The sequence below is a fragment of the Streptomyces sp. NPDC051051 genome, assembly GCF_040682975.1.
Classification (GTDB): Bacteria; Actinomycetota; Actinomycetes; order Streptomycetales; family Streptomycetaceae; genus Streptomyces.
The window spans coordinates 59,573-86,395 of record NZ_JBFBCB010000035.1 but is presented as its reverse complement, the minus strand read 5'-3'; the positions used below and the strand labels follow the sequence as shown (position 1 = coordinate 86,395).

At 74.4% G+C, this 26,823-nt stretch carries 26 protein-coding genes; 16 read left to right on the top strand and 10 right to left on the bottom strand.

Annotated features, from left to right (window positions below; translation table 11 throughout):
- Positions 1-138: 138 nt before the first annotated feature.
- Both AB0N31_RS24960 and AB0N31_RS24955 read right to left on the bottom strand, forming a co-directional pair.
- Positions 139-561 carry a metalloregulator ArsR/SmtB family transcription factor gene (locus AB0N31_RS24960; protein WP_366060640.1) on the bottom strand — a complete coding sequence of 141 codons (423 nt, stop codon included), beginning with the start codon at positions 559-561 and terminating at the stop codon, positions 139-141.
- 157 nt (positions 562-718) lie between these two features.
- On the bottom strand, positions 719-1,093 hold the full coding sequence (locus AB0N31_RS24955) for a hypothetical protein (RefSeq protein WP_363089670.1): 375 nt from the start codon (positions 1,091-1,093) through the stop codon (positions 719-721).
- A 345-nt stretch (positions 1,094-1,438) separates the two neighbouring features.
- Here AB0N31_RS24955 and AB0N31_RS24950 point away from each other — a divergent pair, with 345 nt between their 5' ends.
- Entirely contained in the window at positions 1,439-1,891 is a 453-nt protein-coding gene (locus AB0N31_RS24950; protein ID WP_366060636.1) for an NAD(P)H-dependent oxidoreductase, read from the top strand.
- A gap of 376 nt (positions 1,892-2,267) precedes the next feature.
- Here AB0N31_RS24950 and AB0N31_RS24945 read toward each other — a convergent pair whose 3' ends face one another.
- Positions 2,268-2,738 (bottom strand): hypothetical protein, encoded by a 471-nt coding sequence (locus tag AB0N31_RS24945; RefSeq protein ID WP_366060635.1) that lies wholly within the window; start codon positions 2,736-2,738, stop codon positions 2,268-2,270.
- 460 nt (positions 2,739-3,198) lie between these two features.
- On the opposite strand from AB0N31_RS24945, the gene AB0N31_RS24940 reads away from it, so the two are divergent.
- The 5 genes from AB0N31_RS24940 (at position 3,199) to AB0N31_RS24920 (ending at position 8,295) form a co-directional block, all read left to right on the top strand.
- On the top strand, positions 3,199-5,469 hold the full coding sequence (locus AB0N31_RS24940) for a M4 family metallopeptidase (RefSeq protein WP_366060633.1): 2,271 nt from the start codon (positions 3,199-3,201) through the stop codon (positions 5,467-5,469).
- A gap of 231 nt (positions 5,470-5,700) precedes the next feature.
- Entirely contained in the window at positions 5,701-5,892 is a 192-nt protein-coding gene (locus AB0N31_RS24935) for a hypothetical protein (protein WP_366060632.1), read from the top strand.
- 490 nt (positions 5,893-6,382) lie between these two features.
- Positions 6,383-6,655, top strand: a complete 273-nt coding sequence (locus tag AB0N31_RS24930; protein ID WP_366060631.1) for a hypothetical protein — start codon at positions 6,383-6,385, stop codon at positions 6,653-6,655.
- A gap of 177 nt (positions 6,656-6,832) precedes the next feature.
- Complete coding sequence (locus tag AB0N31_RS24925) at positions 6,833-7,690, top strand: chitosanase (protein WP_366060630.1); 858 nt, start codon at positions 6,833-6,835, stop codon at positions 7,688-7,690.
- 155 nt (positions 7,691-7,845) lie between these two features.
- The gene (locus AB0N31_RS24920) at positions 7,846-8,295 is read left to right on the top strand and encodes an ATP-binding protein (protein ID WP_366060629.1); all 450 of its coding nucleotides are present in this window, start codon (positions 7,846-7,848) and stop codon (positions 8,293-8,295) included.
- Positions 8,296-8,313: 18 nt separating this feature from the next.
- Here AB0N31_RS24920 and AB0N31_RS24915 read toward each other — a convergent pair whose 3' ends face one another.
- Positions 8,314-8,826, bottom strand: a complete 513-nt coding sequence (locus AB0N31_RS24915; protein ID WP_366060628.1) for a molybdenum cofactor biosysynthesis protein — start codon at positions 8,824-8,826, stop codon at positions 8,314-8,316.
- Between the two features lie 117 nt (positions 8,827-8,943).
- A complete protein-coding gene (locus tag AB0N31_RS24910; protein ID WP_366060627.1) occupies positions 8,944-10,269 on the bottom strand; it encodes a lipase family protein in 1,326 nt (441 codons plus the stop codon).
- A gap of 307 nt (positions 10,270-10,576) precedes the next feature.
- Here AB0N31_RS24910 and AB0N31_RS24905 point away from each other — a divergent pair, with 307 nt between their 5' ends.
- The 3 genes from AB0N31_RS24905 to AB0N31_RS24895 all read left to right on the top strand — a co-directional run bounded on the left by AB0N31_RS24905 (position 10,577) and on the right by AB0N31_RS24895 (position 14,408).
- Positions 10,577-11,629 (top strand): helix-turn-helix domain-containing protein, encoded by a 1,053-nt coding sequence (locus tag AB0N31_RS24905; protein ID WP_366060626.1) that lies wholly within the window; start codon positions 10,577-10,579, stop codon positions 11,627-11,629.
- A 316-nt stretch (positions 11,630-11,945) separates the two neighbouring features.
- Positions 11,946-13,430 (top strand): MFS transporter, encoded by a 1,485-nt coding sequence (locus tag AB0N31_RS24900; RefSeq protein WP_366060625.1) that lies wholly within the window; start codon positions 11,946-11,948, stop codon positions 13,428-13,430.
- Between the two features lie 105 nt (positions 13,431-13,535).
- On the top strand, positions 13,536-14,408 hold the full coding sequence (locus tag AB0N31_RS24895; RefSeq protein WP_366060624.1) for a DUF1932 domain-containing protein: 873 nt from the start codon (positions 13,536-13,538) through the stop codon (positions 14,406-14,408).
- Between the two features lie 52 nt (positions 14,409-14,460).
- Here AB0N31_RS24895 and AB0N31_RS24890 read toward each other — a convergent pair whose 3' ends face one another.
- The gene (locus AB0N31_RS24890) at positions 14,461-15,762 is read right to left on the bottom strand and encodes a phytase (protein WP_366060623.1); all 1,302 of its coding nucleotides are present in this window, start codon (positions 15,760-15,762) and stop codon (positions 14,461-14,463) included.
- 121 nt (positions 15,763-15,883) lie between these two features.
- Positions 15,884-16,531: an HAD family hydrolase gene (locus tag AB0N31_RS24885; protein ID WP_366060622.1), complete on the bottom strand. Its 648-nt coding sequence runs from the start codon at positions 16,529-16,531 to the stop codon at positions 15,884-15,886.
- Between the two features lie 111 nt (positions 16,532-16,642).
- Between AB0N31_RS24885 and AB0N31_RS24880 the strand changes: the two genes are divergently transcribed.
- From AB0N31_RS24880 to AB0N31_RS24860, 5 genes are all read left to right on the top strand, one after another.
- Complete coding sequence (locus tag AB0N31_RS24880; protein ID WP_366060621.1) at positions 16,643-17,104, top strand: hypothetical protein; 462 nt, start codon at positions 16,643-16,645, stop codon at positions 17,102-17,104.
- 344 nt (positions 17,105-17,448) lie between these two features.
- Positions 17,449-18,264: a restriction endonuclease gene (locus AB0N31_RS24875; protein WP_366060620.1), complete on the top strand. Its 816-nt coding sequence runs from the start codon at positions 17,449-17,451 to the stop codon at positions 18,262-18,264.
- A gap of 149 nt (positions 18,265-18,413) precedes the next feature.
- Positions 18,414-18,902, top strand: a complete 489-nt coding sequence (locus AB0N31_RS24870; protein ID WP_366060619.1) for an SRPBCC family protein — start codon at positions 18,414-18,416, stop codon at positions 18,900-18,902.
- A complete protein-coding gene (locus AB0N31_RS24865) occupies positions 18,895-20,520 on the top strand; it encodes an NAD(P)/FAD-dependent oxidoreductase (protein WP_366060618.1) in 1,626 nt (541 codons plus the stop codon). Before AB0N31_RS24870 ends, AB0N31_RS24865 begins: the two co-directional genes overlap by 8 nt.
- Before the next feature lie 86 nt (positions 20,521-20,606).
- Positions 20,607-21,485 carry an SDR family oxidoreductase gene (locus tag AB0N31_RS24860; RefSeq protein ID WP_366060639.1) on the top strand — a complete coding sequence of 293 codons (879 nt, stop codon included), beginning with the start codon at positions 20,607-20,609 and terminating at the stop codon, positions 21,483-21,485.
- A gap of 40 nt (positions 21,486-21,525) precedes the next feature.
- Here the strand turns inward: AB0N31_RS24860 and AB0N31_RS24855 are convergent, their stop codons facing one another.
- The gene (locus AB0N31_RS24855) at positions 21,526-22,701 is read right to left on the bottom strand and encodes a spore photoproduct lyase family protein (RefSeq protein WP_366060617.1); all 1,176 of its coding nucleotides are present in this window, start codon (positions 22,699-22,701) and stop codon (positions 21,526-21,528) included.
- Positions 22,702-22,799: 98 nt separating this feature from the next.
- A complete protein-coding gene (locus AB0N31_RS24850; protein ID WP_366060616.1) occupies positions 22,800-23,945 on the bottom strand; it encodes a PP2C family protein-serine/threonine phosphatase in 1,146 nt (381 codons plus the stop codon).
- Positions 23,946-24,062: 117 nt separating this feature from the next.
- Here AB0N31_RS24850 and AB0N31_RS24845 point away from each other — a divergent pair, with 117 nt between their 5' ends.
- Both AB0N31_RS24845 and AB0N31_RS24840 read left to right on the top strand, forming a co-directional pair.
- Positions 24,063-24,206 (top strand): hypothetical protein, encoded by a 144-nt coding sequence (locus tag AB0N31_RS24845; protein ID WP_366060615.1) that lies wholly within the window; start codon positions 24,063-24,065, stop codon positions 24,204-24,206.
- A gap of 95 nt (positions 24,207-24,301) precedes the next feature.
- Positions 24,302-24,526, top strand: a complete 225-nt coding sequence (locus AB0N31_RS24840; RefSeq protein ID WP_366060614.1) for a hypothetical protein — start codon at positions 24,302-24,304, stop codon at positions 24,524-24,526.
- Between the two features lie 34 nt (positions 24,527-24,560).
- Here AB0N31_RS24840 and AB0N31_RS24835 read toward each other — a convergent pair whose 3' ends face one another.
- On the bottom strand, positions 24,561-26,678 hold the full coding sequence (locus AB0N31_RS24835) for a SpoIIE family protein phosphatase (RefSeq protein ID WP_366060613.1): 2,118 nt from the start codon (positions 26,676-26,678) through the stop codon (positions 24,561-24,563).
- Positions 26,679-26,823: the final 145 nt, after the last annotated feature.

The following is a 26,823-nucleotide window of genomic DNA, read 5'->3' as shown; positions in this document are numbered from 1 at the left end:
AGCCGACGCCGCCCCGTCCCTGGAGCTGGGTGACCGCGTCGCTGATGATGTCCCGGGTCGGACGCCGTACGACCGCGAGGTCGCGGCGGCCGGGCCCGTGGCGTGCGCGCTCGGTGTCCCGCTGGGTCTTCTCCGCCGTCAGGACAGCCGCGAGCCGCCCTGGGGAACGGGCAGCGACCGCGCCGACGGAACCGAAGGCACCGATGAGGCCGAGGGCACCGATGACGCCGACGGGTCCGACTGCCGCAGCTCGGCGAGCAACTCGTTCTGTCCGGCCAGCAGTTCGGTCAGGATCCGGCGGGCCGCGCGGAGCAGCTCGGCGACGTCGCCACCGGCCAGCGCGTAGCTGACCGTCGAGCCCTCCCGGATCGACACCACGATCCCGGACCGCCGCAGCACGGCCAACTGCTGGGAGAGACTGGACGGTTCGATCTCGATCTCGCTGAGCAGGTCCCGCACGGCGACGGGCCCGCCCTGAAGCAGTTCGAGGACCCTGATCCGCACCGGGTGCCCCAGCATGCGGAAGAACTCGGCCTTGGCCTGGTAGAGGGGGACCTGCATGGTCAATCGCTCGCTCCCTGCCGCTCTCGGGGTCCTGCGTCCGTCACGATCCTGGCGACTTCGGGCCCCGCACGCCCTGGTGATGCACTGATGTGGATGTGTCGAGATGAAGAAATTTTCAATTCACGGGCGTGCGAAGCCGTAGGTCACCGGTGGGCTACACCTCGAGGTCCGTCTCGATCCGCTTGAGCTGGTGACGGGCCATCGCGAGGTTGGAGCGGTCGCGGTCCAGGACGAGGTAGATGAACAGTCCGCTGCCCTGCCGCCCCTTCAGCAGCCGGATGAGGTGGTACTGGCTCCCGAGGGTGATCAGGATGTCCTCGATCTCGCCCTTCAGTCCGAGGTGCTCCATCGTGCGGACCTTGGCGCGGATCACGTCGGTGTTGCCCGCGGCGGCGACGGCCAGGTCGAGGTCCTTGCCGCCGCCCATGGTGCCCAGGGCCATGCCGCTGGTGTAGTCCACGACGGCGGCGCCCAGCGCCCCCTCGATCGAGGTCATCGTCTCCTTGAGGGAGATTTCCACATTCGCCATGGCGGTCCTCCTACGGGTTGCACGGGACCGGGCTCCTCCGGCCCCGTTCGTGTTCCGACCGTACGGAGGGGGTCGCTCGGAAGGATGACGCCTTCCGGGACTGGCGCAGAGAGAACCGGAACGTGCGGACACCTGCCGCACTTTGATCGCACGGGATGCGAAATCTGACCGTCTCGTGCGTCAAGTGCTCCCTGAGCAAGAAGAGCCGGGGCAGGTGCGGGACGGCCGCACCGGGGTCGCGCGGCCCCGTTCGGATCCCGTCGCCGCCGCGGCCGTCGCACCGACGGGGCGCCCGGTGCGGACGCCGCTTGCGGCGGGCCGCCCGAGCGGGCAGGGTTCGATGCCGTGGCCACTTTGCTGATCGTCCATCACACGCCCTCGCCGAACTGCCAGGCGATGTTCGAAGCGGTCGTCCGGGGTGCGACGACGCCGGAGATCGAGGGGGTCCGCGTCGTCCGCCGGGCCGCCCTCGCCGCCACCGCCTCCGACGTCCTGGCCGCCGACGGCTACCTGCTGGGCACGCCGGCCAACCTCGGCTACATGTCCGGTGCCCTCAAGCACTTCTTCGACCAGGTGTACTACCCCTGCCTCGACGCCACCCGCGGCCGCCCCTTCGCCTACTACGTGCACGGCGGCAACGACGTCACCGGCGCCGTGCGCGGCATCGAGGCCGTCACGACCGGTCTCGGCTGGCGGCGCGCCGCCGAACCCGTGACCGTCACCGGGGAACCGGGCAAGGCGGACGTGGAGGCCTGCTGGGAACTCGGCGCGACCACCGCCGCGGGCCTCATCGGGTGATCACGGACACGAGTGGAGGCCATCGCGACGGCGGGCTCCTCCAGCTGTGGGAGGAGCACAGGCGCGCGCTCCTCCCCGCGGGCTTCCGCGGTGTGGACGTGGGGGGAGTGGACCTGGTCCTGCTCGACGCGGGCGTCGCGGGCCTCGTGCAACGGGAACTCCGCGGCGGACTGGACGACGAAGCGTCGCGGTCCTCTGGACGTGCGTCGCGGACCTCGACAGGGTCCTGCCGCTGGTCGGGGACGACTACTGCGCGTCCTACTGCGCGTCCTACTGCGCCGGGCTGCGGACGATGGCCGGGGTCACGGCCGCGCGCCACCTGCCCGGCGCGATCTGGCCGTCCGCCCGAGAACCGCTGCCCCGCGCGGTACCCCGCTCAGTCCCACAGCGAGTAGGTCATCACCTTCGCGAACTGCTCGGGCCGCTGGTCCGGGTACTCCAGGGTGATGCGGCCGTAGCGCTCCGTCCCGGGGGCCTTCTTCCAGGGCTGCGCCTTGTCCAGCCGTACGACCACCGGGTACGAGCGGAAGGTGCCGGCCGCGCAGTAGGGCTTGCAGTCGTTGACGACGTTGATGCCCGTGGCCTTCGCGGACCCGGCGTCCCACCGGACCCACTTCAGCGAGGCGAGGCGGCTGTTGCCGTCGCCGCAGGCCAGGATGAAGTCGTGGGGCCGCACCCGCGGGTGCCAGAGGCAGTCGACCAGGACGGGCGGTGCGCTCTGGCGTGCGACGGGCCGATCGGCGGGTGGTGACGCGGCGGGTGCGGCCGAGGCCGTCCCGACCGCCGCGGTGAGTCCCAGTGCCGCACAGAGCAGCGCCGCCGTCCTCGTCGTCCTGTGTCCGCGCATGACCGCTCCCGCCCGTCTCGGTGCCCGGGCCGTTCCCCGCGCCCCGTGGAGGTTCTCCACCGACGCTACGACGACGAGCCGACCAGGACCACTCGAACGGCCCAGCGGCAGGGCGCGGGCACTGTCGGCGGCGTTCCGTGACGCGCCGGACGCCCACCCCGCGTCCGGCCGAAAAAGAGTGCCCGGATGACCAACTGCCTTTTCACCAAGGCGAATTCAAGCCGTTGTATTGGCATTCCCATGACAAAAGCGCGACGTGGGTGCCACGCTGCTGCCGAACGTTCACCTTTCCTTCACGCCCCTCAGAGGCGGCGCCCCACCCCCCACCCCTTCGCCACCCGACGGACGCCCGCAGACCGCACCCGCCCTGCCGTGCGCGCGTTCCGGACCGTGCCCACCCCGCCGGTCCGCCCCCACCTCGGCCCGCACGACGGGCCGACCGTCGCAGAAGGAGAAGCCGTTGTCCCGGCGACCCCGTTTTGCCCCCCGGCGCAGACATGCCGCAGTCCTCGCCCTCACCACCGTCGGCACCCTGCTCGCCCTCGGCGCCCCCGCGGGCCCCGCCGCCGCGGCCCCCGCCGACCCCGGTCCCACCCCCCTCGCCGCCACCCCGCGGGCCGGCGCCGCACCGGCCGCGCTCCCGCCCGCCCGGCGGGCCGCGCTCGTCCGGAGCGCCCGGGCCGCAGCCGGCGCCACCGCACAGCGCCTCGGCCTCGGCGACAGCGAGAAACTCGTCGTCAAGGACGTCGTCCAGGACGCCGACGGCACCACCCACACCCGCTACGAACGCACCTACGCCGGACTGCCCGTCCTCGGCGGCGACCTGGTCGTCCACCTCCGGAGCGGCCGCACCACCGTCTCCCGGGCGAGCGAGGCCACCCTCGCGGTGCCGTCGCTCACCCCGAAGCTGTCCGCCGCGAAGGCCGGCGCCAAGGCCCTGGCGGCCGCACGCGAGGCCGACATCGCGCGCTCCGCCGCCGAGGGCGCCCCGCGCCTGGTCGTCCGGGCCGGCGAGGGCAGGGCCGTCCTCGCCTGGGAGTCGGTCGTCGAGGGCGTCCGGAAGGACGGCACGCCCAGCGAACTCCACGTCGTCACCGACGCGGCCTCCGGCAAGGAGATCCAGGTCTCCGAGCAGGTGCACACCGGCAGCGGCACCGGCCAGTACAACGGCACGGTCACCGTCGGCAGCACCCTGTCCGGATCGACGTACCAGCTGCTCGACGGCGACCGCGCGGGGCAGCGAACGTACGACCTGAACCAGGGCACCTCCGGCACCGGCACCCTCTTCACGGACGACAACGATGTCTGGGGCGACGGCACTCCGGACAACCGCCAGACCGCGGGCGTCGACGTGGCCTTCGGCGCCGCCGCCACCTGGGACTACTACAAGGACGTGCACGGCCGGGACGGCATCCGGGGCGACGGCGTCGCCGCCTACAGCCGCGCCCACTACGGCAGCAACTACGTCAACGCCTTCTGGCAGGACAGCTGCTTCTGCATGACCTACGGCGACGGCTCCGGCAACACCCACCCGCTGACCTCGCTCGACGTGGCCGCCCACGAGATGAGCCACGGCGTCACCAGCGCCACCGCCGACCTGACCTACTCGGGCGAGTCCGGCGGCCTCAACGAGGCGACCTCCGACATCTTCGCCGCCGCGGTCGAGTTCCACGCCGGCCTCGCCGCCGACGTCCCCGACTACCTGGTCGGCGAGAAGATCGACATCAACGGCGACGGCACCCCGCTGCGGTACATGGACAAGCCCTCCAAGGACGGCGACTCCCGCGACTACTGGAGCTCCACCCTCGGCGGCGTCGACGTCCACTACTCCTCGGGCCTCGCGAACCACTTCTTCTACCTCCTCTCCGAGGGCAGCGGCGCCAAGACCGTCAACGGCGTCGCCTACGACAGCCCGACCTACGACGGACAGGCCGTCACCGGCATCGGCATCGGCGACGCCGCCGACATCTGGTACCGCGCGCTGACCACGTACATGACCTCCTCCACCGACTACGCCGGCGCCCGCACCGCCACCCTCCAGGCCGCCGCCGACCTCCACGGCGCCTACAGCCCCACCTACCTCGCCGTCGCCGACGCCTGGGCCGCCGTCAACGTCGGCAACCGCATCGCCCTCGGAGTCAACGTCGCCCCGATCGCCGACCAGACCAGCGGCGTCGGCCAGGCGGTCTCCCTCCAGGTGGACGCCTACACCACCCACACCGGCTCCGCCCTCGCCTACACGGCCACCGGACTTCCCGACGGCCTGACCATCGGCGACACCGGACTGATCTCCGGCGTGCCGACCACCACCGGCACCACCCCGGTCACCGTGACCGTCACCGACGGCACCGGAGCCTCCGTCACCGTGGACTTCGACTGGCGGGTGGCCCACGTGTACGCCAGCAGCACCCGCGTCGACATCCCCGACGTGGGGGCCGCCGTGGAGTCCCCGATCACCGTCGGCGGCCGCGGCGGCAACGCCTCCCCGGCCACCGAGGTGCACGTCGACATCGTCCACACCTACCGCGGTGACCTGACGGTGGACCTGGTCGGCCCCGACGGCACCGTGTACCCGCTGCTCAACCGCAGCGGCGGCGCCGCCGACAACGTCGACCAGACCTTCGTCGTCGACGCCTCCGCCCAGCCCGTCGACGGCACGTGGAAGCTGCGCGTGCGGGACCTCGCGGCGATCGACGTCGGCTACATCCGGGGCTGGCAGCTCACCCCCTGACGCGAGCCGCCCGGGTCCCGGACCCCACCGGGTCCCGGACCCCACCGGGTCCGGGGCCCGGCCGGGCGGAAACGGGTGTCGAACCCGATGGTCCGCGGCACCGGCCGCGTGTGACGGTGGGGGGACCGGGGGCGCGCACGGGCGCACCCCAGGCCCCCCGAGGAGGACCGCCCATCCGTCCCCGTCACACGCGACCGCATCAACTTCCTTTCCGCGGCCGGGAAGTGACGCATGGGACACGCTGACACGCTGCTCGCCCTCGGCGGCGCCTTCCTCGCCGCGGCCTTCCTCGCCCGCCTGGGGAGCAGCCGTCCCCGCCGGTCGCGGGCGGCGAGACGGACGGTGTCGTGCGCGGACGGCGGCAGCACCCGCCGGCCGTCCCGCCGCAGCATCCGCGCCACCGCGACCATCGGCCCCGGCTGATCCAGATCCGCCAACTCCTCGGCGGTGCAGTAGCCGTGACGCCGCCGCGCCGGGCGCCGGGACCGCCGCAGCACGACGAGGGCGACCGTGCCGAGCACCGTCAGCACCAGGGCCGGAACCCACGGGCCGACGGCCCGGCCGGCCGGCGTCGGCCCGGCGGCCGTCCCGCACACGACGGCGGCTGGCACGGTGAGGCCGCGCAGCGCCTCGTGCAGCCGCGGCCCGTGGCGTCCCCGACGCGCGCAGTTCGCGCACGGTCCGGCGCCGCCGGGCACGCCGGGACCCGCCCGCCGCCGCCCGCTTCCCCTGCGTGTCCCCAGGGCCGGCACCCCCACCCCGTACCCCGCGATGTGCCAGGACCGGATGCACACCCGCGGTGTGGCGAAATGCCCGCGCTCGGCGCTTTTCGGCCACCGCCTCGGCCGAAGCGCGGCCCGGTCGGCGGCTGCTCGACGGGCCGTTGTCAGTGACGGGTGCGAAGCTGCTGGTCATGGACGAGGCTGACTTCATGCGGGGCCGGGTCTACGGCGCCGACCACGAGGATGCGGCACCCCGCCCGGACCGCGAGTACGCGGAGCTGGTGGGCGGTCCGCTGGACGGGCTGCTCCTGGACGTCACGGACCGCCCGGACAGCGACCTGCACGAGGTGGCGCTGACGACCGAGATAGGCCGCTACGGCCCCGGCGGCTGGGCCCTGTACAAGGAACGGCCCGGAGGCGCCCGCCGCTTCGACTGGCGGGGGGACGCGCCCGGCGCCCCCTGACGCTCAAGGGGCGGCGGGGTGACGGGGCGACGGGAGCGGCGAGCCGAGGCTTGTCCGATCGTACGAACCTTCCTTCAGGAGGGTTACCTCGTGCGGCCGGGCTTGATAGGAAACTTTCCTGTCGGTTGCAGCGCAGATCCACCTCCATCCACCCCCCACTCCCCGACTGGAGTCACTGTGGTGCACGCATCCCCCGGCGCGCAGGGTCCGACCCCCGCCACGACCGCCGCCTCCCGCCGCACGGTCCTCGCCCTCCTCGCCGCCGCGACGGCGGCCCCCCTCCTCGTCTCGCCGTCCGCGTCCGCCGCCCCCGAACTCCGCGCGGCGGTGGGGCTGGACGACCCGGCGAAGAAGGAGATCGCCATGAAGCTGGTGTCGAGCGCGGAGAACTCCTCGCTCGACTGGAAGGCCCAGTACCGGTACATCGAGGACATCGGCGACGGCCGCGGCTACACCGCCGGCATCATCGGCTTCTGCTCCGGCACCGGCGACATGCTCGACCTCGTCGAGCTGTACGCCGACCGCAAACCCGGCAACGTGCTCGCCGGGTACCTGCCCGCGCTGCGGGCGGTCGACGGCACCGACTCCCACGACGGCCTCGACCCGAACTACCCGCGGGACTGGCGCACGGCGGCCCGGGACACGGCGTTCCAGCAGGCGCAGAACGACGAACGCGACCGCGTCTACTTCGATCCGGCCGTCCGCCGCGCCAAGGCCGACGGCCTGCGCGTCCTCGGCCAGTTCGCCTACTACGACGCCATCGTCATGCACGGCGACGGCGGTGACGCCACCAGCTTCGGCAGCATCCGCCGGCGCGCCCTGGCCAAGGCGAAGACCCCGGCCCAGGGCGGCGACGAGACGGCGTACCTCAACGCCTTCCTCGACGCACGCGTGTGGGCCATGAAGCAGGAGGAGGCGCACAGCGACACCAGCCGCGTCGACACCGCCCAGCGCGTCTTCCTGCGCAAGGGCAACCTGGACCTCCAACCGCCCCTGGACTGGAAGGTGTACGGCGACAGCTACCACCTCGACTGACCGCGGCGCGCCCGTCCCGGCCTCGGTGCGTACGGCACCGGACGCCGGGACCCGGTCCGTTCCGGTGCTCCGCGAAAGAATGGTGCGGCTGGGGCGTAGGAGTCGGATTCAGGGGTATGCGCGCGGTCATGAACGGGGTAATGAAGGCGGTCCGCATGGAACCTGTCCCTCCCGACGAGGGGTTCCCGGGTCCTGAGCGGAGCCGGGTCGAGACAACGGTGGCCCTCGACGGGCAGAACGGCTGCATCGCCGGCGCGCGGCAGCTGACGGGTGATTTCCTCGCGAGTGCGCAGCGCGAGCACGGGGTGCCGGTCTCGGCCCGCACCATGGATCTCTCACAACTCGTGGTGAGCGAACTGGTCACCAACGCCCTGCGATACGCGCCCGGTCCGGTCCTGCTGCACCTGCGCATCGTGGGGGACGCCGTGGAGATCGCGGTCTGGGACAGTGATCCGGCGCTGCCGACGCCGCGCGGGGCGGATCCGACGCGGGTCGGTCAGCACGGCCTGGAGATCGTGATGGCCGTGGCCCAGGGCGTCGACGTCGTACCGGAGCCGGTCGGCAAGCGGATCGTCGCCCGGCTCGGGCTGCTCGACGGTCTGTAGGCGCAGGCCGGGCGGAGGTCAGGCGGAGGCCGTGGTGCTCTCCCCGAGGACGCGGAACGTCGCTCCGCCGACGGTCAGCACCCCGTCCGACAGGGGAGTGCAGCGCGCCCCGCCCCCGCCGCGCAGGGCGCGCTGCGCACCCGGCCCGACCGTGACGTCCAGCCACGCACACGGCCGGGCCGGACGGTTGACGGCGAGAGTCACGGCACCGCCCCCGGAGTCCAGGACGACGGTCCTGCCGACGAGGGCGTCGATGTCGACGCCGCGCAGCAGAATGTTGCGGCGGGTGTGCCGGAGGCCGGCGGTGGGCGCGATGTCCCGGGGGAGGCCCTCGGCCGCCATGACGGTCACCGAGGCGTCCCGGTGGGCCGGCCGGCCGAAGTAGCGGTCGCCGACCAGTCCGAGACCGGCGCGCACCCGCACCGACCGCACGAGTTCGTCGCCGAGCCCCTCCGAAGGCCCGTCCGCGGGACGCCCCGAGAACCGGTGCACCGGCGACACCAGCAGCTGCACGATCTCCACCTCGGCCATGCCGTCCACCCTAGGCCTTGCCGTCACCTTCCCCTCGTCGCCCTCGTCGCCCCGGAAGGCCGGCGGGAACGCGACGACGGGACCCGTGCCGCCGACGAAGGCCGTCGTCCCCGAGGCTCAGGGCTTGTACGGCAGCGTGGCGCAGTTGGAGCCGGCGGGCCGGCCGTCGAGGCGGTCGGTCAGCCAGGAGATCGCGTCGCCCTGGTCGGTGAGCAGCGGTGCGAAGTGGTTGAGCAGGGCGTTGCCCAGCGGCAGCAGGACGACGGGCTTGTAGGTGACGTTCGCCCCCCTCGCGCACCACGCCACGGCGAGGTCGCGGGCCTGTCCGTGCGGTACGAGGTTGTCGGCGGTGCCGGTAGCCACCCGCACCGGGGACGCGGGCCTGATCCTGCCGATGCGCTGGTCGGCCAGGAACGCCTCGAGCGCGGGCTCCTCCTCGATGACGGCGCCCAGGGAGCGCCCGTCGGTGGTCCAGGCCGTGCTGCGCGCCGAGTTGTAGGCGAGGAGGGCGTCGCCCACGCACATGGTGGACAGATCCTTCAGGGCCGCCTTGCCGGCCGCGTTGAGGTGCGCTTCCGCGATCGGCTTCAACTCCGGGTCGGACTCCAGGAAGCCGTTGACCGACCAGCCGAGCGCCCCGGCGAGGTCGCTGCCGTCGATGGCCGCGGTGACGGCCACCAGGTCGGCGGGCGGCGCTCCGGAGTAGGTGCCGGCGAGCGGGACGTCGGGGGCGTACGCGGGCTGGAGTTCGGCGGCGGCCGCGGTGGCCCCGCCGCCCTGGCTGTAGCCGAACAGCGCCACCCGTGAGCCGTCGGTGAGGGACGTCCCGTCGAGGGAGCGGGCGGCGCGGGCGGCGTCCAGCACGGCGTGGGCCTCGTCGACCCGGTTGACGTAGGTGTGCAGCCGGTCCGTGGTGCCGAGGCCGGTGTAGTCGGTGACCACGACGGCGACCCCGCGGGCGAGCAGCCGGTAGATGGCCAGGTCCTCGTAACCGACCGACACCGTCTGCCCGTTGAGCACGAGCGGGCGTTCCAGACCGAGGGACGCGGCGCACTGGTCGCCCTGTCCCATGGTGCCGGGCGCCACGACGACCAGCGGCCGTGCCCCCGTGCCCTTCCAGGCGGCCGTCGGTTCGATGTAGGCGCCGGTGACGGCCATCGGCCGGCCCGCCGAGTCGGTGGACCGGTACATCAGGCGGGTCGCCCGGCCGGGCAGCGGACCGTCGATGCCGGGCAGGCTCAGGGCGAGAGGGAGCCGTTCGGTGCGGATCAGCGCGCCGTCGGCGGCCGGCAGCGAGGCGGGCGGGTTGTAGAAGGCGGGAATGGTGACACCGCGGGAGACCACGGGTTCGGTCGGTGTCGCGGCGGCGGCCGGAACGGCTGTCGTGCCGAGGCAGGCGGCGGCCGTGACGGCCGCGGCGAGCAGACGGGCGGGGGCGGGCATGGCAGACCTCCGGTGGGGAGAGGGGAGGCCGAGCCTCACTCTGCGGCTCGGGTGACACGCGGTCCGGTGAGGACGGACCGCCCGGCATGCGGCGCCGGTCGTCCCACCGCCGCCGCATGCCGTACGTGAAGCGCTCTTGGACGAGCTGTCAGGACGGTAACGGCGACGGGGTTACCCGGGGTAGCGGTAAGTGGGTTACGGTTCAGTAATATGGCGGACGGTGATCAGGACCGCGCCCCGCCGTGCCGGTGACGTGCGCCGACCGCCCCCCAACTCGCCGCGGTCACCGGTGTGATTGACTGCGTGCGTGGTGCACGAGTCGGTCTTCCGGACCCAGGACCTCCCGGCGGCCGACCGGTTCGAGGCCTGGATCCAGCGCATGGGCCGCACCCACGCGCCGATGCAGCTGAGCAGCGAGCACGCCGCGGACTACGACGGCTCCCAGCGGGCGATCCTCCTCGGCGACGTCACCGTGTGGCCCGCCACCTTCGACCCGCTGGTCTTCCGCCGGACCCCCCGACTCATCCGCGCCTCCGACCCCGAGGCCTACCACCTCTCCCTGCTCCTCAAGGGCGAGGGAGCGGCCAGCTGGGGCAGCAGCCGGCAGGCGGTCTACACGATGAACGACTTCCACATCAGCACCTCCTCGCGTCCCTTCGAGATCCACACCGGAGCCGACCCCGTCACCATCGTCGGGGTGGAGATCCCCCGCGCCCAGGTGCCCCTGCCCGGCCGGCACGCCGACCAGGTGATGGGACGCCGCATCTCGGCCACGGAGGGCATCGGCGCGCTGCTGGCGCAGTTCCTCCTCCGGCTCGCCGCGGACACCTCCTGCTACCGGCCCGCCGACGGACCCCGCCTCGCCACCGTCGTCACCGACCTGGTCGCGGCGGCCTTCGCGCACGCCCTCGACGCCGACCCGAGCCTGCCGCCCGAGAGCCACCACCGGACCCTCGCCCTGCGCGTCAAGGCGTTCGTCCGCCGTCACCTCGCCGACCCCGAGCTGACCCCCGCGACGATCGCCGCCGCCCATCACATCTCCCGCAGCCACCTGTACCGCCTCTTCCGGGCCGAAGGCCTCACCGTGGCCTCGTACATCAGGGACCAGCGGCTGGAGCACGCCCGCCGCGAGCTCCTCGACCCCGCCCGGAGCACGACGCCGATCCACGCCGTCGCCGCGCGCTGGGGCTTCCCGCGGGCCGCCGAGTTCACCCGCGCCTTCCGCACCGCCTACGGCCTCCCGCCCAGCGAACTGCGCGCCCGCGAACACCCGCGGCCCGGCCCGCCCGGAGACGCTCCGCCAAGCGACCGTGGACGCCTCGCCAACGACACGGCCCCCGGCTCCGGCGCATCCTGGTGACACCGCGGCGGCGGATCGCCGCCGGAGCCGGGGCGGCGTGCCAGGACCACGGGGGAGTCCTGGTACGCCGACGCCCGGCGGGCGGGCGCCCGACGGTGGACCGGGCGACGGCCCGGCGGACGGCCCCCGGTGATCGAGTGGTGACGGCCCGGGCGGCGGCGTACGGTCGAACGGTGAACACCACAGTGGACGCGATCGTTCACTGAACCCCCAGGGGCCCGCCACCCCGTGCGGGCGACACGTTATGAGCTCATCTCCGCAACCCACTTCCGCGTCCCGGACCTCCGCCCGTCCCGCGGGCGGTGACGGAAACGCGATGGCACTGTTCGTCATCGCCTCGTGCCAGCTGATGGTGGTCCTCGACATCACCATCGTGAACATCGCGCTCCCAGACATCCAGCGCTCCCTGGACTTCTCCACCGCCAACCTGTCGTGGGTGGTCAACGCCTACACGCTCACCTTCGGCGGTCTGCTGCTGCTCGGCGGCCGCGCGGGTGACATCCTCGGACGGCGGCGGGTCTTCGTCTTCGGCGTGCTGCTGTTCGTCCTCGCCTCGCTCCTCGGCGGGCTCGCCCGGGGCCCCGGCCAACTCCTGGCCGCCCGCGCCCTCCAGGGCGTCGGCGGGGCCATCGCCTCCCCCACCGCCCTCGCCCTGATCAGCACCACCTTCCGCGAAGGACCCGAGCGCAACCGGGCGTTCGGCGTGTTCGCCGCGGTCTCGGCGGGCGGCGGCGCGATCGGACTGCTCGCCGGCGGCATCCTCGTCGAGTGGCTGGACTGGCGCTGGGTCTTCTTCGTCAACGTTCCCATCGGCCTGCTCATCGCCCTCGCGGCACCCCGCTGGATCAAGGAGTCCGCACGCCACCCGGGCCACTTCGACGTCGCCGGCGCGGCGAGCTCCACCGCGGGCATGGTCCTGCTGGTGTACGGCTTCATCCGGGCCGCCCAGGACGGCTGGCGCGACACGCTCACCATGGCCTCCTTCGCCGGGGCCGTCGTCCTCCTCGCCGTGTTCATCACGGTGGAGAAGCACTCCCGGCAGCCGATCACACCGCTGCGCATGTTCGCCGACCGCAACCGCGCGGGCACCTACGGCATCATGCTCTGCCTGGCCGCCGCCATCTTCGGCATGTTCTTCTTCCTCACCCTGTTCGTGCAGAACGTGCTGGACTTCAGCCCCCTCCGGGCGGGCCTCGCCTTCCTCCCGGTGAGCGCGGTCATCGCGGTCGGCGCGGGGCTCGCCTCCCGGTTCCTGCCGACGTACGGTCCCAAACCGTTCATGGTGACCGGCGCGATCCTGGCCGCGGCGGGACTGGGCTGGCTGACCCTGACCGACGTCCACTCCACCTACGCGGGCAGCGTGCTCGGCCCGATGCTGGTCTTCAGCCTGGGCATGGGCATGGAGTTCGTCTCCCTGACCCTGATGGCGCTGTCCAACGTGCCCACCCGGGAGACCGGCGCGGCCTCCGGGCTGCTCAACGCCACCCAGCAGGTGGGCGGTTCGCTCGGCCTGTCCATCCTGGTCACGATGTTCGGCACGGCCAGCAACAACGAGGCGGACGAACAGGTCCCGGCGTTCCTGTCCCAGGCGACCCCGGTGGAACGCCTGCGCTTCCAGCGCACCGGCGAACTCCCGCCGCCCTGGGGCGACGAGGTCCTGACGGCGGGCATCTCCGCGGCCTTCGTGATGGCGGCCGTCTTCACGCTGGTCGCCGCCCTGATCGCCCTCGTCGTGATCCAGGTCCGCCCCTCCGACCTCGAACGTCTCAAAGGCGACGGGGCGGGGCCGCCCGGCGGATGAGGCACGGCCCGCGCACACGTCGCCCGTGCGCCCGCGCCGCCGGATTCGGCCACGGCCCGCCGGGGCGCGGTCACGGCGGTGCCGCCGGGTCAGTAGGGTCCGCCCATGGTTCATCGAGACGTGGGAATCCTGCACCCCGGCGACATGGGCGCGAGCGTGGCCGCGCAGGCCGTGGCGGGGGGTGCCGAGGTACGGTGGCTGCCCGCGGGACGGTCGGCGGCGACGCGGCGGCGGGCGGCCGGCATCGGTCTGCGCGCCGCGGCCGATCTGGGGGAGCTGGTCGAGAGCTGCGAGGTCGTCCTGAGCGTCTGCCCGCCGGCCGCCGCCCTCGACGTGGCCGAGGAGGTGGCGAGGGCCGGTTTCCGCGGTCTCTACGTCGACGCCAACGCGGTCAGCCCGGAGCGGATGGCGCGGATCGCCGAGGTCCTCGCGGGCGGCGGCGCCACGGTGGTGGACGGCGGGATCACGGGCCCGCCGCCCCGCGAGCCCGGCACGAGCCGCCTGTACCTCTCCGGGGACGCCGAGGCCGTCGCCCGCGTCGCCGGCCTCTTCGCCGGCACCGCCCTCGCGCCCCACCCGCTGGCGGGCCCGGTCGGCCGCGCCTCGGCGCTCAAGCTGTCCTTCGCCTCCTACAACAAGATCGCCTACGCCCTCGCCGCGCAGGCCTGCGCGCTGGCCGACGGCCACGGCGTCCTCGACGAGCTGATCGAACTGGCGGCGGGGGCGTTGCCCGGCACACCGCTGGCCGGACCCGAGCGGCTGGCCGGCGCGGGCCGCAAGGCCTGGCGCTGGGAACCGGAGATGGCCGAGATCGCGCGCGCCTGCGCACAGGTCGGTCTGCCGACCGGCTTCGCCGAGGCCGCCGCGGAGACCTTCGCACGCTGGGAGGCGCACAAGGACGACGGGACCGTGACCGGCGCCCGGCTCATCGCCGACCTGCGCCGGGCCGAGCGGCGCGCGGAGTCCGGCCCGGCGTGAGCCGTCGGGTGCGGCGGAAGGCAGCCCCGGCCCGCCGCACCCGGGCGCCCGCTCAGTCGTCGAGGGCCGTCAGGACCTCGCGCAGGTCGACGAACTTGAAGTTCGTCGCCGTACGGTCCTCGGCCTGCCCGGCGTCGTCGTGACCGTCCTGCACGACGAGCAGACCGCCCGGGAACCTGCGGCCCAGCGGGGCGTTGAGCGCCGCGGCGCCGTCGCACTCCTCCGAGCCGTCCGGGCCCGTCGCGGTGGCGGCGACCCGGAAGCCGCCCTCGTACTCGTTGTCGTCGCTCCGCTCGCGGTCGTAGACGGCGAAGGTGTCGTCGCCCTGGCTGGAGGCCAGCAGATGACCGTCGCCGTCCGCCTCTGCGACCAGGGTCAGGCCCTCGACGTCCGCCGTGACCCGCGTGCCGCCGTACCCGGGGTCGGCGCCGCTCACGCACTCCTCGGTGGCCTCGTCGTAGGTGCCGGGCACGCCGTACTCCCGCACGGTGTCGACGAGTCGGGGCGTTCCGCCGAGGGTGGCGGGCACCCGCCAGATGCCGACGTCCTCCTGGCCCGCGTACAGCGTGCCGTTCGCCGGGTCGACCACCATGCCCTCGACCTGGGGCAGTTCACCGGGCTCCGCGCACGGCGACCAGGACGTGCCGTTCGGCAGGCGGAAGGAGGACGGCAGGTCCAGGGTCCGGACCTTGCGGTAGCCGACCCTGCCGCCGGCCGTCGGCGTCAGTTCGAGCAGGGCGATGGTGGTGCGTTCGCGCCGGCTGACGAGCGCGTAGGTGCGGCCGCTCGCCCTGTCGGTCCAGGTGGCGAGGCCGTACGCGGTGCGCTGCTCGTTGATCTCCGCCTGGTCGGCGGAGAAGACCGGCGCGGCCGCCGGGTCCGTGACGTCCGAGAGGGGACGGCCGGGCGAGGCGGGGTCGATGCGGTAGATCCGCAGCCGGTCGTTGCCCCGGTCGGTGGTGACCGCGAGGTCGGCGCGCCCGGTGGAGAGCTTCAGACCCTGCACCACGTCCACGTTGTTGTAGCGGCCGGGCGCGTCCCCGGGACCCGGTCCGGCCGGCGCGGCGAGCGACTGCACGAGCCGGGCGCCGAGGTCGTACACCCTGAGGCCGCCCTCCTTCGCGGTGGCGACGACCAGGCTGGCGTCCGGGTCGGCGGCGTTGCGCCAGATCGCCGGGTCGTCCGCGTCGGAGTTGCCGCCCGCCTCGTCGTCGTACAGGGCCGGCGTCTCGACGCGCGGGAGGACGGCCGGCAGGGCGTCGTCGTCCTCGGCGGAGGCGGGAAGTGCGGCGGTCAGAGCGAGCGACGCCGTGAGGACCGACACGGCGAAAGTCCTCGGAAGCGATCTGGTCACGTCGACCTTCCTTCGATGGGGGGCAGGACCAAACGCGATGATCTTGGTGGTGCGGGCGAACGGCGGGGCGGCGCGGGGGTGAAGGGCGGGTGCCGGCGAGGGGAACAACCGCCGGGCGCGGCTACGCCGAGGAGTGGGCGAGCAGGTGGTCGACGGCCCGCGGGACGTCGGGGGCGCGGTGGTGGGGGACGGTGAGGCCCTCGGGCCAGGGCCGCCCCGTCACCCAGATCGTCCGCAGGCCCGCCCGATGGCCGCCCCGGATGTCGTTCTCCGGGTCGTCGCCGGTCATCCAGTCGCCCGCACCGATCTGGGTGCCGCAGCGCGCCGCCGCCAGTTCGAAGAGGCGCGGGTCGGGCTTGCGGACGGCGATGTCCCCGGAGGCGGCGATCCCGTCGACGAGGTCGGCGAGCCCGGTGGCCCTGACCTTGGCGCGCTGGATGTCGGAGGACCCGTTCGTGGCGACACCGATGCTCCAGCCGCGCTCGCGCAGCCGGGCCAGGCTGTTCAGCACCGCGGGACGGCAGGTGACGGCGGCGGCCATGCGGTCGACGTACACCCGCCACAGGTGGTCCGCCGACTCGCCCAGCCCGAACGCGGCGCGCAGCCGCGCGAAGTCCGACCGCTCGGCGTGGTCGGCGAGTTCGGTCAGCAGCCACCGCTCGATCTCGGGCCCGTACGCGTGGTCGTGGCAGAGGTCGGCTATGGCGTCGGCGAAGGCGGACGTACGGTCCACCAGTGTGCCGTCCAGGTCGAAGAGGGCGAGGCGCATGACCGGGACCCTACCCATGCGGTGATCCGCCGGACCCCGCCCGGGCCACCGCGGGCGGCACGCGGGCACCGCGGCGGGTTTGCGGCCCGAGCGAGCGGCAACGCGAAGTCCATGACTGAACCGAACACGGACACCAACGAAGAGCGCGACACCAAGCGCGCGACCGCAGCCAAGGCCCGGCGCGCGGCGGACAAGGCGACCGCTCCCGCCGCACGCGCCGCAAAGGGCGCCGAGGACAAGGCGGGTGACGCCGCGTCGGCCGCCGGCTCCGGGGCCGGGCGCGCCGCCGAGAAGACGGCGGGCGTGGCGCAGGGCGCGGCCCGTGGCGTCGAGGCGGGCCGTCAGGCGCTCGTCGCGAAGACCGGTCAGGTCGCGGCCACGGCCAAGTCCGCCACCGGTCAGGTCGCGGCCACGGCCAAGACGGCCTGGACGGTGATCGCCCACCGCAAGCTGATCGCGGCCGGCGTGGGCGCCGGTGTGACCGCGCTGACGGCCGTGTCGTACACGGTGGGCCGCCGCTCCGGCCGTCAGACCCTCGGCCCGATCACCCGGCTCACCGGCGGCCGCATCTGACGCCCCGCACGCGCGGTGGGGCACATCCCGGCACGTCCGGGCCCACCGCGCGGAGCCGGGGAGGACGCCCCGGCCGGGCCCGCGAACCCCGGTGACCGGTCGCGTCGTGCCCCGCGGGGCCGGGCGGCCGGTCGCGTCGTACCGCGCGCACGCCGGGGGACAGGTCGCGCCGTGCCGTGCGCGGCAGGGCCGGGGGACCGCCGCGTCGCACCGTCCGCAGGGTGGGGAATCAGCCGCCCCGCACGGCGCGCACGGGGCCGGGGATCGGTCACGATGAACCGCCCCAGCCGGGGCACAAGCCCCGAGTGATCTTCACCGAAGGCCGCTTGGGAGGAACCACCACCGTGACCGCACCCACCCGCCCGATACGCCCCGCGCGTCCCCGCCGTCGTTTCGACCTGCGCACGACGGCCCTGTTCTTCGTCCTTCTCGCGCTCCTCCTGACGCTCGCGGGCGTGGTCGCCCGCACCGCCGCCGCCGCCGCGGAACGCCGGCCCGCGTGGGCCGTGACCCTGCTCGTCCTCGGCATCGCCGCGACCGTCGCCTGCTATCGAGGCCGACGCCGGTGGTCGGCGCGCAGAGTCGTGCGGCACGCCACCGAGGCCCTCGAGGAAGCGGCCGAGACAGCCGTCGACGCGCTCGCCGAACCGCCGGCCGCAGCCGTCCCGGCGGAGGTCGCCGTCCAGGCCCCGCCCCTCGGCGCCGACGGCACGGCGGAGACCCTCGTCATCGGGACGGCCCCCGCCGCGGACACCACGTGCGTCACCGACTACTACGCCCTGGATCCCGACGAGTTCGAACAGGCGATAGCCGGCCTGTGCGCCCGCGACCACTGCACGGACGTCGAAGTCGTCGGCGGCGCCGGCGACTTGGGAGCCGACGTGCTGGCGGTGGCGCCGGACGGACGCCGACTCGTCCTCCAGTGCAAGCGCTACGGGGACGGCCACAAGGTCGGTTCACAGGATCTGCAGCGCTTCGGCGGCACCTGCTTCACCGTCCACGAGGCCGACGTCGCCATCGTCGTCACCACCAACGACTTCACGGCACCCGCCGTCGAGTACGCGCGGCAGTGCGGCATCGTGTGCGTGGACGCCGAGGGACTGCTCGCGTGGCACTCCGGTGCGGGACCCCGCCCGTGGGAGCCGGCCGGCCGGGGCTGACCCCCAAAGCCCCGGGGCCGGCACCGGGGGCTCGCCCGCTGACACCGGGCGCCGCACGGCCGTATCGGAAATTCCTCGTCGCCATCCTGGTTCGCCGTCCCCGGCGTGGGCACTTGGCGGTGAGCGAAGGACGAGTACAGGAGGTCGTCGTGGCGGTCCGGCATCGGCTGATCAAGACATCCCCGCGGCGGGTGTGGGCCGTCCTCGCGGACGGCGACCGGTACGCGGACTGGGTGGTGGGCACCGCGGAGACCACCCCGGTGCGGGGCCAGTGGCCCCAGGTGGGCGCGGAGATCGGCTACGAGGTCCGGATCGGACCCGTCCGCCTGAACAACCGGACCGTCGTACGGCGCTGCGAGGAGGGCGCCGCCCTGGAGCTGGAGGCCCGGGCGGGCTCCCTCGGCACGGCGCGGATCGCCGTCGAGCTGCGGCCCTGGGGCGAGCACTGCCTGGTGATCGTGGACGAACACCCCCTGCAAGGGGTGGGCGGTGCCCTGCACAACGCGGGCGTGGAGGCGCTGATCCAGCTCCGGCACCGCGCGATGCTCGCCCGGCTGGCCGAGGTGTGCGAGAACGAGATCCCGGACGCCGGGCCCGGGCCGGTGCCGGTACGGGCGCACGGCGGTGCCGATGCCTGACGCCGTGGTCATCGGGGCCGGACCCAACGGTCTGGTGGCCGCCAACCTGCTGGCCGACGCCGGCTGGAGCGTGGCGGTCGTCGAGGAGCAGCCCGGACCCGGCGGAGCGGTGCGTCACGACAGGGGAGTGGACCCGGACTTCGTCAACGACCTCTTCAGCTCCTTCTACCCGCTGGCCGCCGCCTCCCCGGTGGTGTCGGGCCTGCGCCTGGAGGAGCACGGCCTGCGGTGGAGCCACGCCCCCCACGTCCTGGCGCACCCGCTGAGCGACGGCAGGTGCGCGGTCCTCGACCGGCGGGTCGACGCCACCGCCGCCTCCCTCGACGCCTTCCACGACGGGGACGGCGCCGCCTGGCGCCGGCTGCACGAGATCTGGGAACGGCTGCGCCCCGACATCCTCGACGCCCTGTTCACCCCGTTCCCGCCGCTGAAGGCCACCGGGCGGCTCGCCCTGCGGCTGCGCACGGCGGGCGGCCTGCGGCTGGCCCGCACCTTGGTGCTGCCGGTGCGGCGCATGGGCGCCGAGGAGTTCGGCGGCGAGGGCGGCCGGCTCCTCCTCGCCGGGAACGCGCTGCACGCCGACCTCGCCCCGGAGGCCGCCGGCAGCGGCGGCTTCGGCTGGCTGATGTCCATGCTGGGCCAGACGTACGGCTTCCCCGTCCCGGCCGGTGGCGCCGGAGCCCTCACCGACGCACTGGTGCGCCGGCTGCGCGCACACGGCGGCACCCTGCGCTGCGGACTCCGGGTGGACCGGGTCGTCGTCCGCGACGGACGGGCGGTCGGCGTACGCACCGCCGACGGCGGCACCGTCACCGCCCGCCGCGCCGTCCTCGCGGACGTCTCCGTCCCCGCCCTCTACGGCGAACTGGTCGAACCCGAGCACCTTCCGGGCCAGCTGCTGGCCGACCTGAAGCGGTTCCAGTGGGACTTCGCCACCTTCAAGGTCGACTGGGCCCTCGACGGCCCCGTGCCCTGGCGCGCCGAGCAGGCCGCGCGGGCCGGCACCGTCCACCTGGCCGACGGAGTCGACGAACTCACCCGCTTCGCCGCCCAGATCGCGATGCAGCAGATCCCCGACCGCCCGTTCTGCCTGTTCGGCCAGATGACGACGGCCGACGCGTCGCGTTCGCCCGGCGGCACCGAGTCGGCCTGGGCCTACACCCACGTGCCGCACGAGGTGGCCGCCGACGCCGGGGACGAGGGGCTCACCGGCACCTGGGACCCCGAGGAGCAGGAGCTGATGGCCGACCGGGTGGAACGCCAGGTCGAACGGTTCGCGCCGGGCTTCCGCGCGCTGATCCGGGCCCGCCGCGTCCTCGCCCCGCCCACGCTCCAGGCACTCGACGGCAATCTCCGCGCGGGTGCCATCAACGGCGGCACCGCGGGCATCCACCAGCAGCTCGTCTTCCGTCCCCTGCCCGGCACCGGACGGCCGGAGACACCCGTGCGCGGCCTGTTCCTCGCCTCCGCGGGCGCCCATCCGGGCGGCGGCGTGCACGGCGCGCCGGGCGCCAACGCGGCCCGCGCGGCGCTGCGGCGGCGCCGGTCGCCGGGCCTGTCCGGACTCCAGCGCGCCCTCGCCCACCGCGACCGCGCGGGGCGCGCACGACCCGACTGAGGACGGCGGACAACCGACGATCGGAGCGCGCCGTGGCGCACACCCCCCTGAAGACCGTGACCCACAGGAGCGGGGTGCACCGCGCCGTGGCGCACAGCCCCCTGGAGAACCGCACCGTCGTCGTCACGGGTGCCGCGCGGGGAGTGGGCGCGGCCCAGGCCCGTGCCCTCGCCCGCCGCGGCGCGCGCGTGGCCCTGCTGGGCCACGAGCGGCCCGCCCTGGAGGCGGTCGCCGCCTCGCTGCCCACGCCGGCCCTCGCCGTGGAGGCCGACGTCACCGACGAAGCGGCCCTGCTGGACGCCGCCGAGGCCGTCCGCACCCGGCTGGGCCCGCCGTCGGCCGTCGTCGCGAACGCGGGCATCGCCGAGGGCGGCCCCTTCGGCGGGACCGGCACGGCCTCCTGGCGCCGCGTCGTCGACGTGAACCTCACCGGCAGCGCCCTCACGGCCCACACGTTCCTGCCCGACCTGCGCGAGACGGCGGGCTACTACCTCCAGATCGCCTCCCTGGCCTCCCTCGGCGCCGCCCCGCTGATGAGCGCCTACTGCGCCTCCAAGGCCGGCGTGGAGGCCTTCGCGCACGCACTGGGGGCCGAGGAGGCGCACCGCGGCGTGGCGGTCGGCATCGCCTACCTGAACTGGACCGACACCGACATGATCCGGGACGCCGACCAGTACGCCGTCCTGCGGGAACTGCGCGCCCACATGCCCGCCCCCGCCCGGCGCGTGTACCCCGTCGAGACCGTCGCGGAGGTCCTCGCCCGCGCCGTCGAACGCCGCAGCACCGCGGTCTACGTGCCCGCCTGGCTGCGCCTCGCGCAGATCGCGCGGGCCGCGCTGCCGCCGCTGGTGCTGCGCATCGCCCGGCGGGAACTGCCCCGGCTCGAGGCCGAGGAGCCCTTCCGCCCCACGGGGCTGCTCGGGGCCGGCGGGCGGGCCGACCGGGACGCCCGGCCCCCGCCCTGAACCCGCGCCCCCCGCGGCCGTGGCACCGACCCCGACCGGCTCAGAAGGCGTAGCGGATGCGCAGCCACGGCGCGTGGGCACCGATCAGGTCGCGCAGGGTGCTCAGCGCCTCGGCCTTGGTCCGGTCGCGGTAGCGCACGTTCAGCGCGCCGTTCTCGGAGCGCTTCGCCTGCTGGAGATCCGGCTGCCACAGCACCTGCTCGGCACGGGGATGCCAGCCCAGGTTCACCTCGTGCAGCTCACGGTTGTGGGTGAGCATGATCACCTCGGCGGCCGCCTGCCGCCTGACCCGCTCGGGCAGCACGTCGTCCAGGTGCCGGAGCAGGTCGGCCCAGGCCTCCCGCCAGCCCGGCCGCAGGACGACGGGGGAGAGGTTGAAGTGCACCTCGTAACCGGCGTCCAGGAAGTCGGCCGCGGCGGCGATCCGGGCGGCGACCGGTGAGGTACGCACGTCCAGGAGACGGGCGTCGGCCTCGGGCATCACGGAGAACCGGATCCGGGTCCGGCCCCGCGGCTCCAGGGCGAGCAGGTCGGGGTTCACGAACTTCGTGGCGAAGGACGCCTTGGCGGTGGGCCAGTGGCGGAAGGCGCGCACCAGGTCGGCGGTGTTGTCGCAGACGAGGGCGTCCACCGAGCAGTCGCCGTTCTCCCCGATGTCGTACACCCACGCCGTGGGGTCGCACTGGTTGGGTTCCCGCTTGGGGCCCTGCCGCGCGATGTGCCGGCCGAGGTGGGCGATGATCCGGTCGATGTTGGTGAACACGGTGATGGGGTTGGCGTAGCCCTTGCGGCGCGGCACGTAGCAGTACGCGCACGCCAGGGCGCAGCCGTTGGACGGACCGGGGGCGATCCAGTCGGCCGAGCGCCCGTTGGGGCGGGTGGTGAGCGTCTTCCGTTCGCCCAGTACGAGGGTCTCGCCCTTGACGCGCACCCACCGTGCGACGTTCCCCTCGTTGCCGTGCAGCCCGGGAACGCGCCAGTGGGAGTCGATGCCGACCAGACGGGCGCCGGGGAAACGCGCGATGATCTCGCGGCCGCGCGCGGAGGCCGCGGCGGCCGGTTCGGCGTGGATCTCCCGCACGGGCAGCAGCCGGCGCGCCGTGTCGGAGTCGCGGAACGACGAGCGGGAGCGGGCGCGGGACGGGGGCGGTTCGAGGGCGTCGAGTCCGAACAGCGCGTCGGGATCGCCGTCCGGGCCGACCGACGGGGCGGGCATGCGGGCTCCGAAGGGGTGACGTACGGCCACGGACGTACCACTTTACGCATTCCGGGCGGGCGGTCGCTCCGGGGCGGGCGCCGCGCGGGCGGGGCCCGTCAGGGCTCGTCGGTCGCCCCGGTGCCCGACCGCCTCCGCAGCACCATCAGGGCGGTGTCGTCGCCCGGCGTGCCCCTCGCGTGCCGGCGCAGGTCGCGGTAGACGGTCGTCGGCAGATCACCGGGGCGGACGTCGTCCCAGGCCGCGGCCCGCTCCTCCAGCGGATAGAAGTCCCCCGACGGATCGCGCGCCTCGGTGACGCCGTCCGTGCACAGCAACAGCGTGCTGCCCTGCGGGAAGGCGAACCACTCGACCGTGCGGGGCTGCGGAGACAGGGCGTCGAGCCCCAGCGGGACGCACGGCTCTTCCTTCAGCACCGGACCGTCCCGGTCGCCGTGCAGCATCAGCGGCGCGACATGACCGCAGTTGATCGCCTGGACCTCCGTGTCCGCGCCGACGCCGAGGACCAGCGCCGTCACGAACCGCTCGCTCTCGCCGGCCTGCGCCGCGAAGGAGTTGTGCCGCAGCACCGCGTCCTCCAGGGCGTCGACGACGGCGGTCAGCGTGGGCTCGGCGACGGCCGCCTCCCGGAAGGCGCTGAGCACCGAGAAGGCCGCGCTGATGGCGGGCAGTCCCTTGCCCTGGACGTCGGCGATGAAGACCCGGCTGCCGTACGGCGAGGACACCACCTCGTACACGTCGCCGCCCACCCGGCTGTCCTCCTCCACCGGCTGGTAGACGCCGTGCACGATGAGCTGGTCCGTCATCAGCGGGAACGGGCGCAGCAGCTGCCGCTGGAGCGCGGCCGCGGCGGACCGCAGCCGGGCGATCTCCCGGTCGCTGCGGACCCGCTGGGCGGCCCGCGCCACGCTCAGCCCGTTGAAGACGAGGGCGAAGACGACGGTCGCCGTCGCCGCGCCGATCGTGTCGTCCGCGGTGTCGAACAGGGCCGCGGCGATCATCACCGTGACCCAGGTGGAGGCGACGGCCGTCTGGCGCACGTCGCCCCGCCCGGCGATCAGGGCGGGCAGCACCACGAGGAAGGGCGCGAGCCTGGTCTCGCGGTCCAGGAAGACCCCGATGACCGCCAGCAGCACCGTGACCGCGACGAGCCAGAACAGCACGACCCACCACCGCAGCGGCGGCGCGCCGCGGCGCTCCCCGCCGGCCGCCGACGCCCCGCCCGGTTCTCTCGACGCGCTCACCGTCGCTCCGCTCCGTGCCCGGCCTTCGGCGTCCCGCCCGGGACCGGCGACGGGAACACCCTTCCCTTCAATATCCGCCTCCCCTGCCGAGCCCGCCGGTCGCGGCATGGTGATCGCATGACCGTGCTCGCCGTCCTGTTCGACGAGCACGCCCGCACCGGCTGGTGGCTCCTCCCCGAGGCCGCGGGGGTCCTGCTGATCCTGTGGGGCGTGCTGCGGCTCACCCGGGTCGTGCCGCAGCACGCCGACATCGTCCAGTAGGTTCGCGCCCCCCGCCGCCCGACCGGAAGCCTGGCCGGTCGGGCAGGATGTGCACCGGGGGCGTCCGGTCGGCGGAGCCGGGGAAGGAGCGGGGCGTGAGCGAGGAGCCGGGCCGCGCGTGGACGGCCATGACACCGGGGGACTTCGACCGGGAGGCGCCGCTGCGGCTGAACGTCCGCACCGGTGGCGCCGCCGTACCCGCCGAGCCGGACGAGTGCGGGACGACGCCCCTCTTCGGCGACGAGGCGCCCGCCCGGCGGCCCCCGGCCCGGCCCCGGCGGCGCGACGCCGCGACCCACGAGCAGGAGCGCCTGTTCTGACCGGTCGCCCGTGCGGTCCCGGACCGGCGCCCGCTCAGTGGCCGCCCGTGAACCGCAGGACCAGGAGGGCCACGTCGTCGGTGCGCTGCCCGGCCGTGGCGGACGTCCGCAGCAGGGTGTCGACCAGCGCGTCCAGGTCCCGGTCGTCGGCGCGGTCCAGCTCCTCGGCGAGCTGGTTCATGGAGTCCTCGAAGTCGACGCCCGGGGTCTCGATGAGCCCGTCCGTGTAGAAGGCGAGCATCAGCCCCGGCACGAGCGGGATCCGCGTGACGGGGAAGTCGGCGTCGGGGTCGATCCCCAGGAGCGGGCCCGGCGGCACGTCGAGGGGCCGGGTGGCGTGGCCGGGCAGCCGCAGCAGGGGCGGCGGATGGCCGGCACTGGCCAGCGAGACCTGCCGCCCGGCGAGGTCGAGACGGGCGTAGAGGCAGCTGGTGAACAGGTCGGGGGCGAGATCGGTCAGGAGCCGGTTGACTCCGGCGAGGACCCGGTCCGGGGGAGTACCGAGGGCGGTGTGGGCGTGCACGCCGATGCGGACCTGCCCCATCAGCGCGGCGGCGGCGACGTTGTGGCCCTGGACGTCGCCGATGACGGCGGCCGCGGCGGTGCCGTCGAGGCGGATCAGGTCGTAGAAGTCCCCGCCGATGTCCATGCCGTGGGTGGCGGGCAGATAGCGGGCGGCGACCTGCAGACCGTCGATCGAGGGCAGCGTGCGCGGGAGCAGCGCCTGCTGGAGGCCGTGCGCGACGTCGTGCTTGGTGTCGTACAGCCGGGCCCGGTCCAGGGCCTGGGCGACGAGTCCGGCGAGCGAGGTCAGCACGGCGCGTTCCGCGGCCGGGAAGTCGTGCGGGTGCTCGTAGGACAGGACGCAGATGCCGACCGCGCGGCCCGAGAGGATCAGCGGCAGGAAGGCCCAGGCCTGTTTGCCGCTGATCCTCGGCGCCTCGGGGTAGACGCGCAGCATCTCCTCCGGGTCCGAGAAGAACGCCGGGATGCCGCTGTCCAGGGCATGCCCGGCCGGGGTGAGCCCCGTGTCCAGCGGCAGCGCGTCGAGGCGCTCGATGGTCTGCGGCGTATAGCCGCGGTGCCCGATGATCCGCAGCCGGCCGGCCTCGGCGGTGGACAGCACCAGTCCCTGGGCACCGAAGGCGGGCATGATCTGGTCGGCGACCAGGTCGACCACGTCCTGGACGCCGACGACCTCGGTGAGCGCCGCCGCCAGATGCGTGAGCTGGTAGAGCTGCCCCATCCGGGCCGGCGCGCCGCTCACCACCTGGCGGGGCGCCGACACGGCCGGAGCCTGCTCGCCGCTGGCGACGATCCGGACGCTGATGCCGCTGGCGTCCGGGTAGAGGTGGAACTCCAGCCACTGGCCGGGCGGCCGGCAGGCGGTGAAGGACACGGGGACGCGGCTGAGCACCGCGGCGCGGTAGCGGTCCTCGTAGGTGGGGTCGTCGAGCCAGCGCAGCGACTGCCACGGCAGCGTGCCCAGCAGCTCGCCTGCGTCGCGCCCGAGCAGGGCGCAGGCTCCGGAGCTGAGGTAGGTGAAGCGCCCCTCCAGGTCCAGGGCACAGCTGCCGCCCGGCAGCCGTTCCACGAAGTCGGCCGCCGCCATCGCGGGTCCGGCGTCCCGGCGCCCGGCCCCTGCGGGCAGGACCCGCGGCCCGCCGGTACCGGCCCGCGGCCTGCCGCGCCCGACGGCCTCCTCGAGCAGCCGAGCCAGCCGTCGGCAGCTCGACACGATGTTCTCCCGCTCGCGCCCGGTCATGTACGGGGGACGGGTGGTCGGCCACATCAGCAGCAGGGCTCCCCAGCGGCGGACGCCGGTGACCGGCGCGGCGGCCAGGGCCAGCGGGTAGGGGAGTGCCATCGCGGTGCGCGGATAGGACCGCGCCATCTCGCTCTGGCTGCCCACCCACACCATGCGCCCCTCGCGGACCGCGTCGGCCACCGGCGCCGGAGCCGCCATCGACACGCGCGTCCACGGTTCGGCCAGCTCGGCGGGCGCCCCGCACAGCACCTCCAGGGAGAGCACCTGCTCGTCGGGGGAGAGCAGGTAGAGGGCGCCGATCGACGCGCCGGTGCGGCGTACGGTCTCGACGAACGCGGCGTCCAGGCCGCCGGCGTCGGCGGCCGGACCACCCGGGTCGGTCACGAGGCACCTCCAGCGTCGCAGGGAGGTCTCCCGTACCGCCGCGGGCGGCCGCCGACTCCACGCGCGGTGCGGCACACCCCCGCAGGACGTGCCGTACCTCTCCCATCAAGGACGCTACGCCGATCCGGGACACTCGGCACGTCCC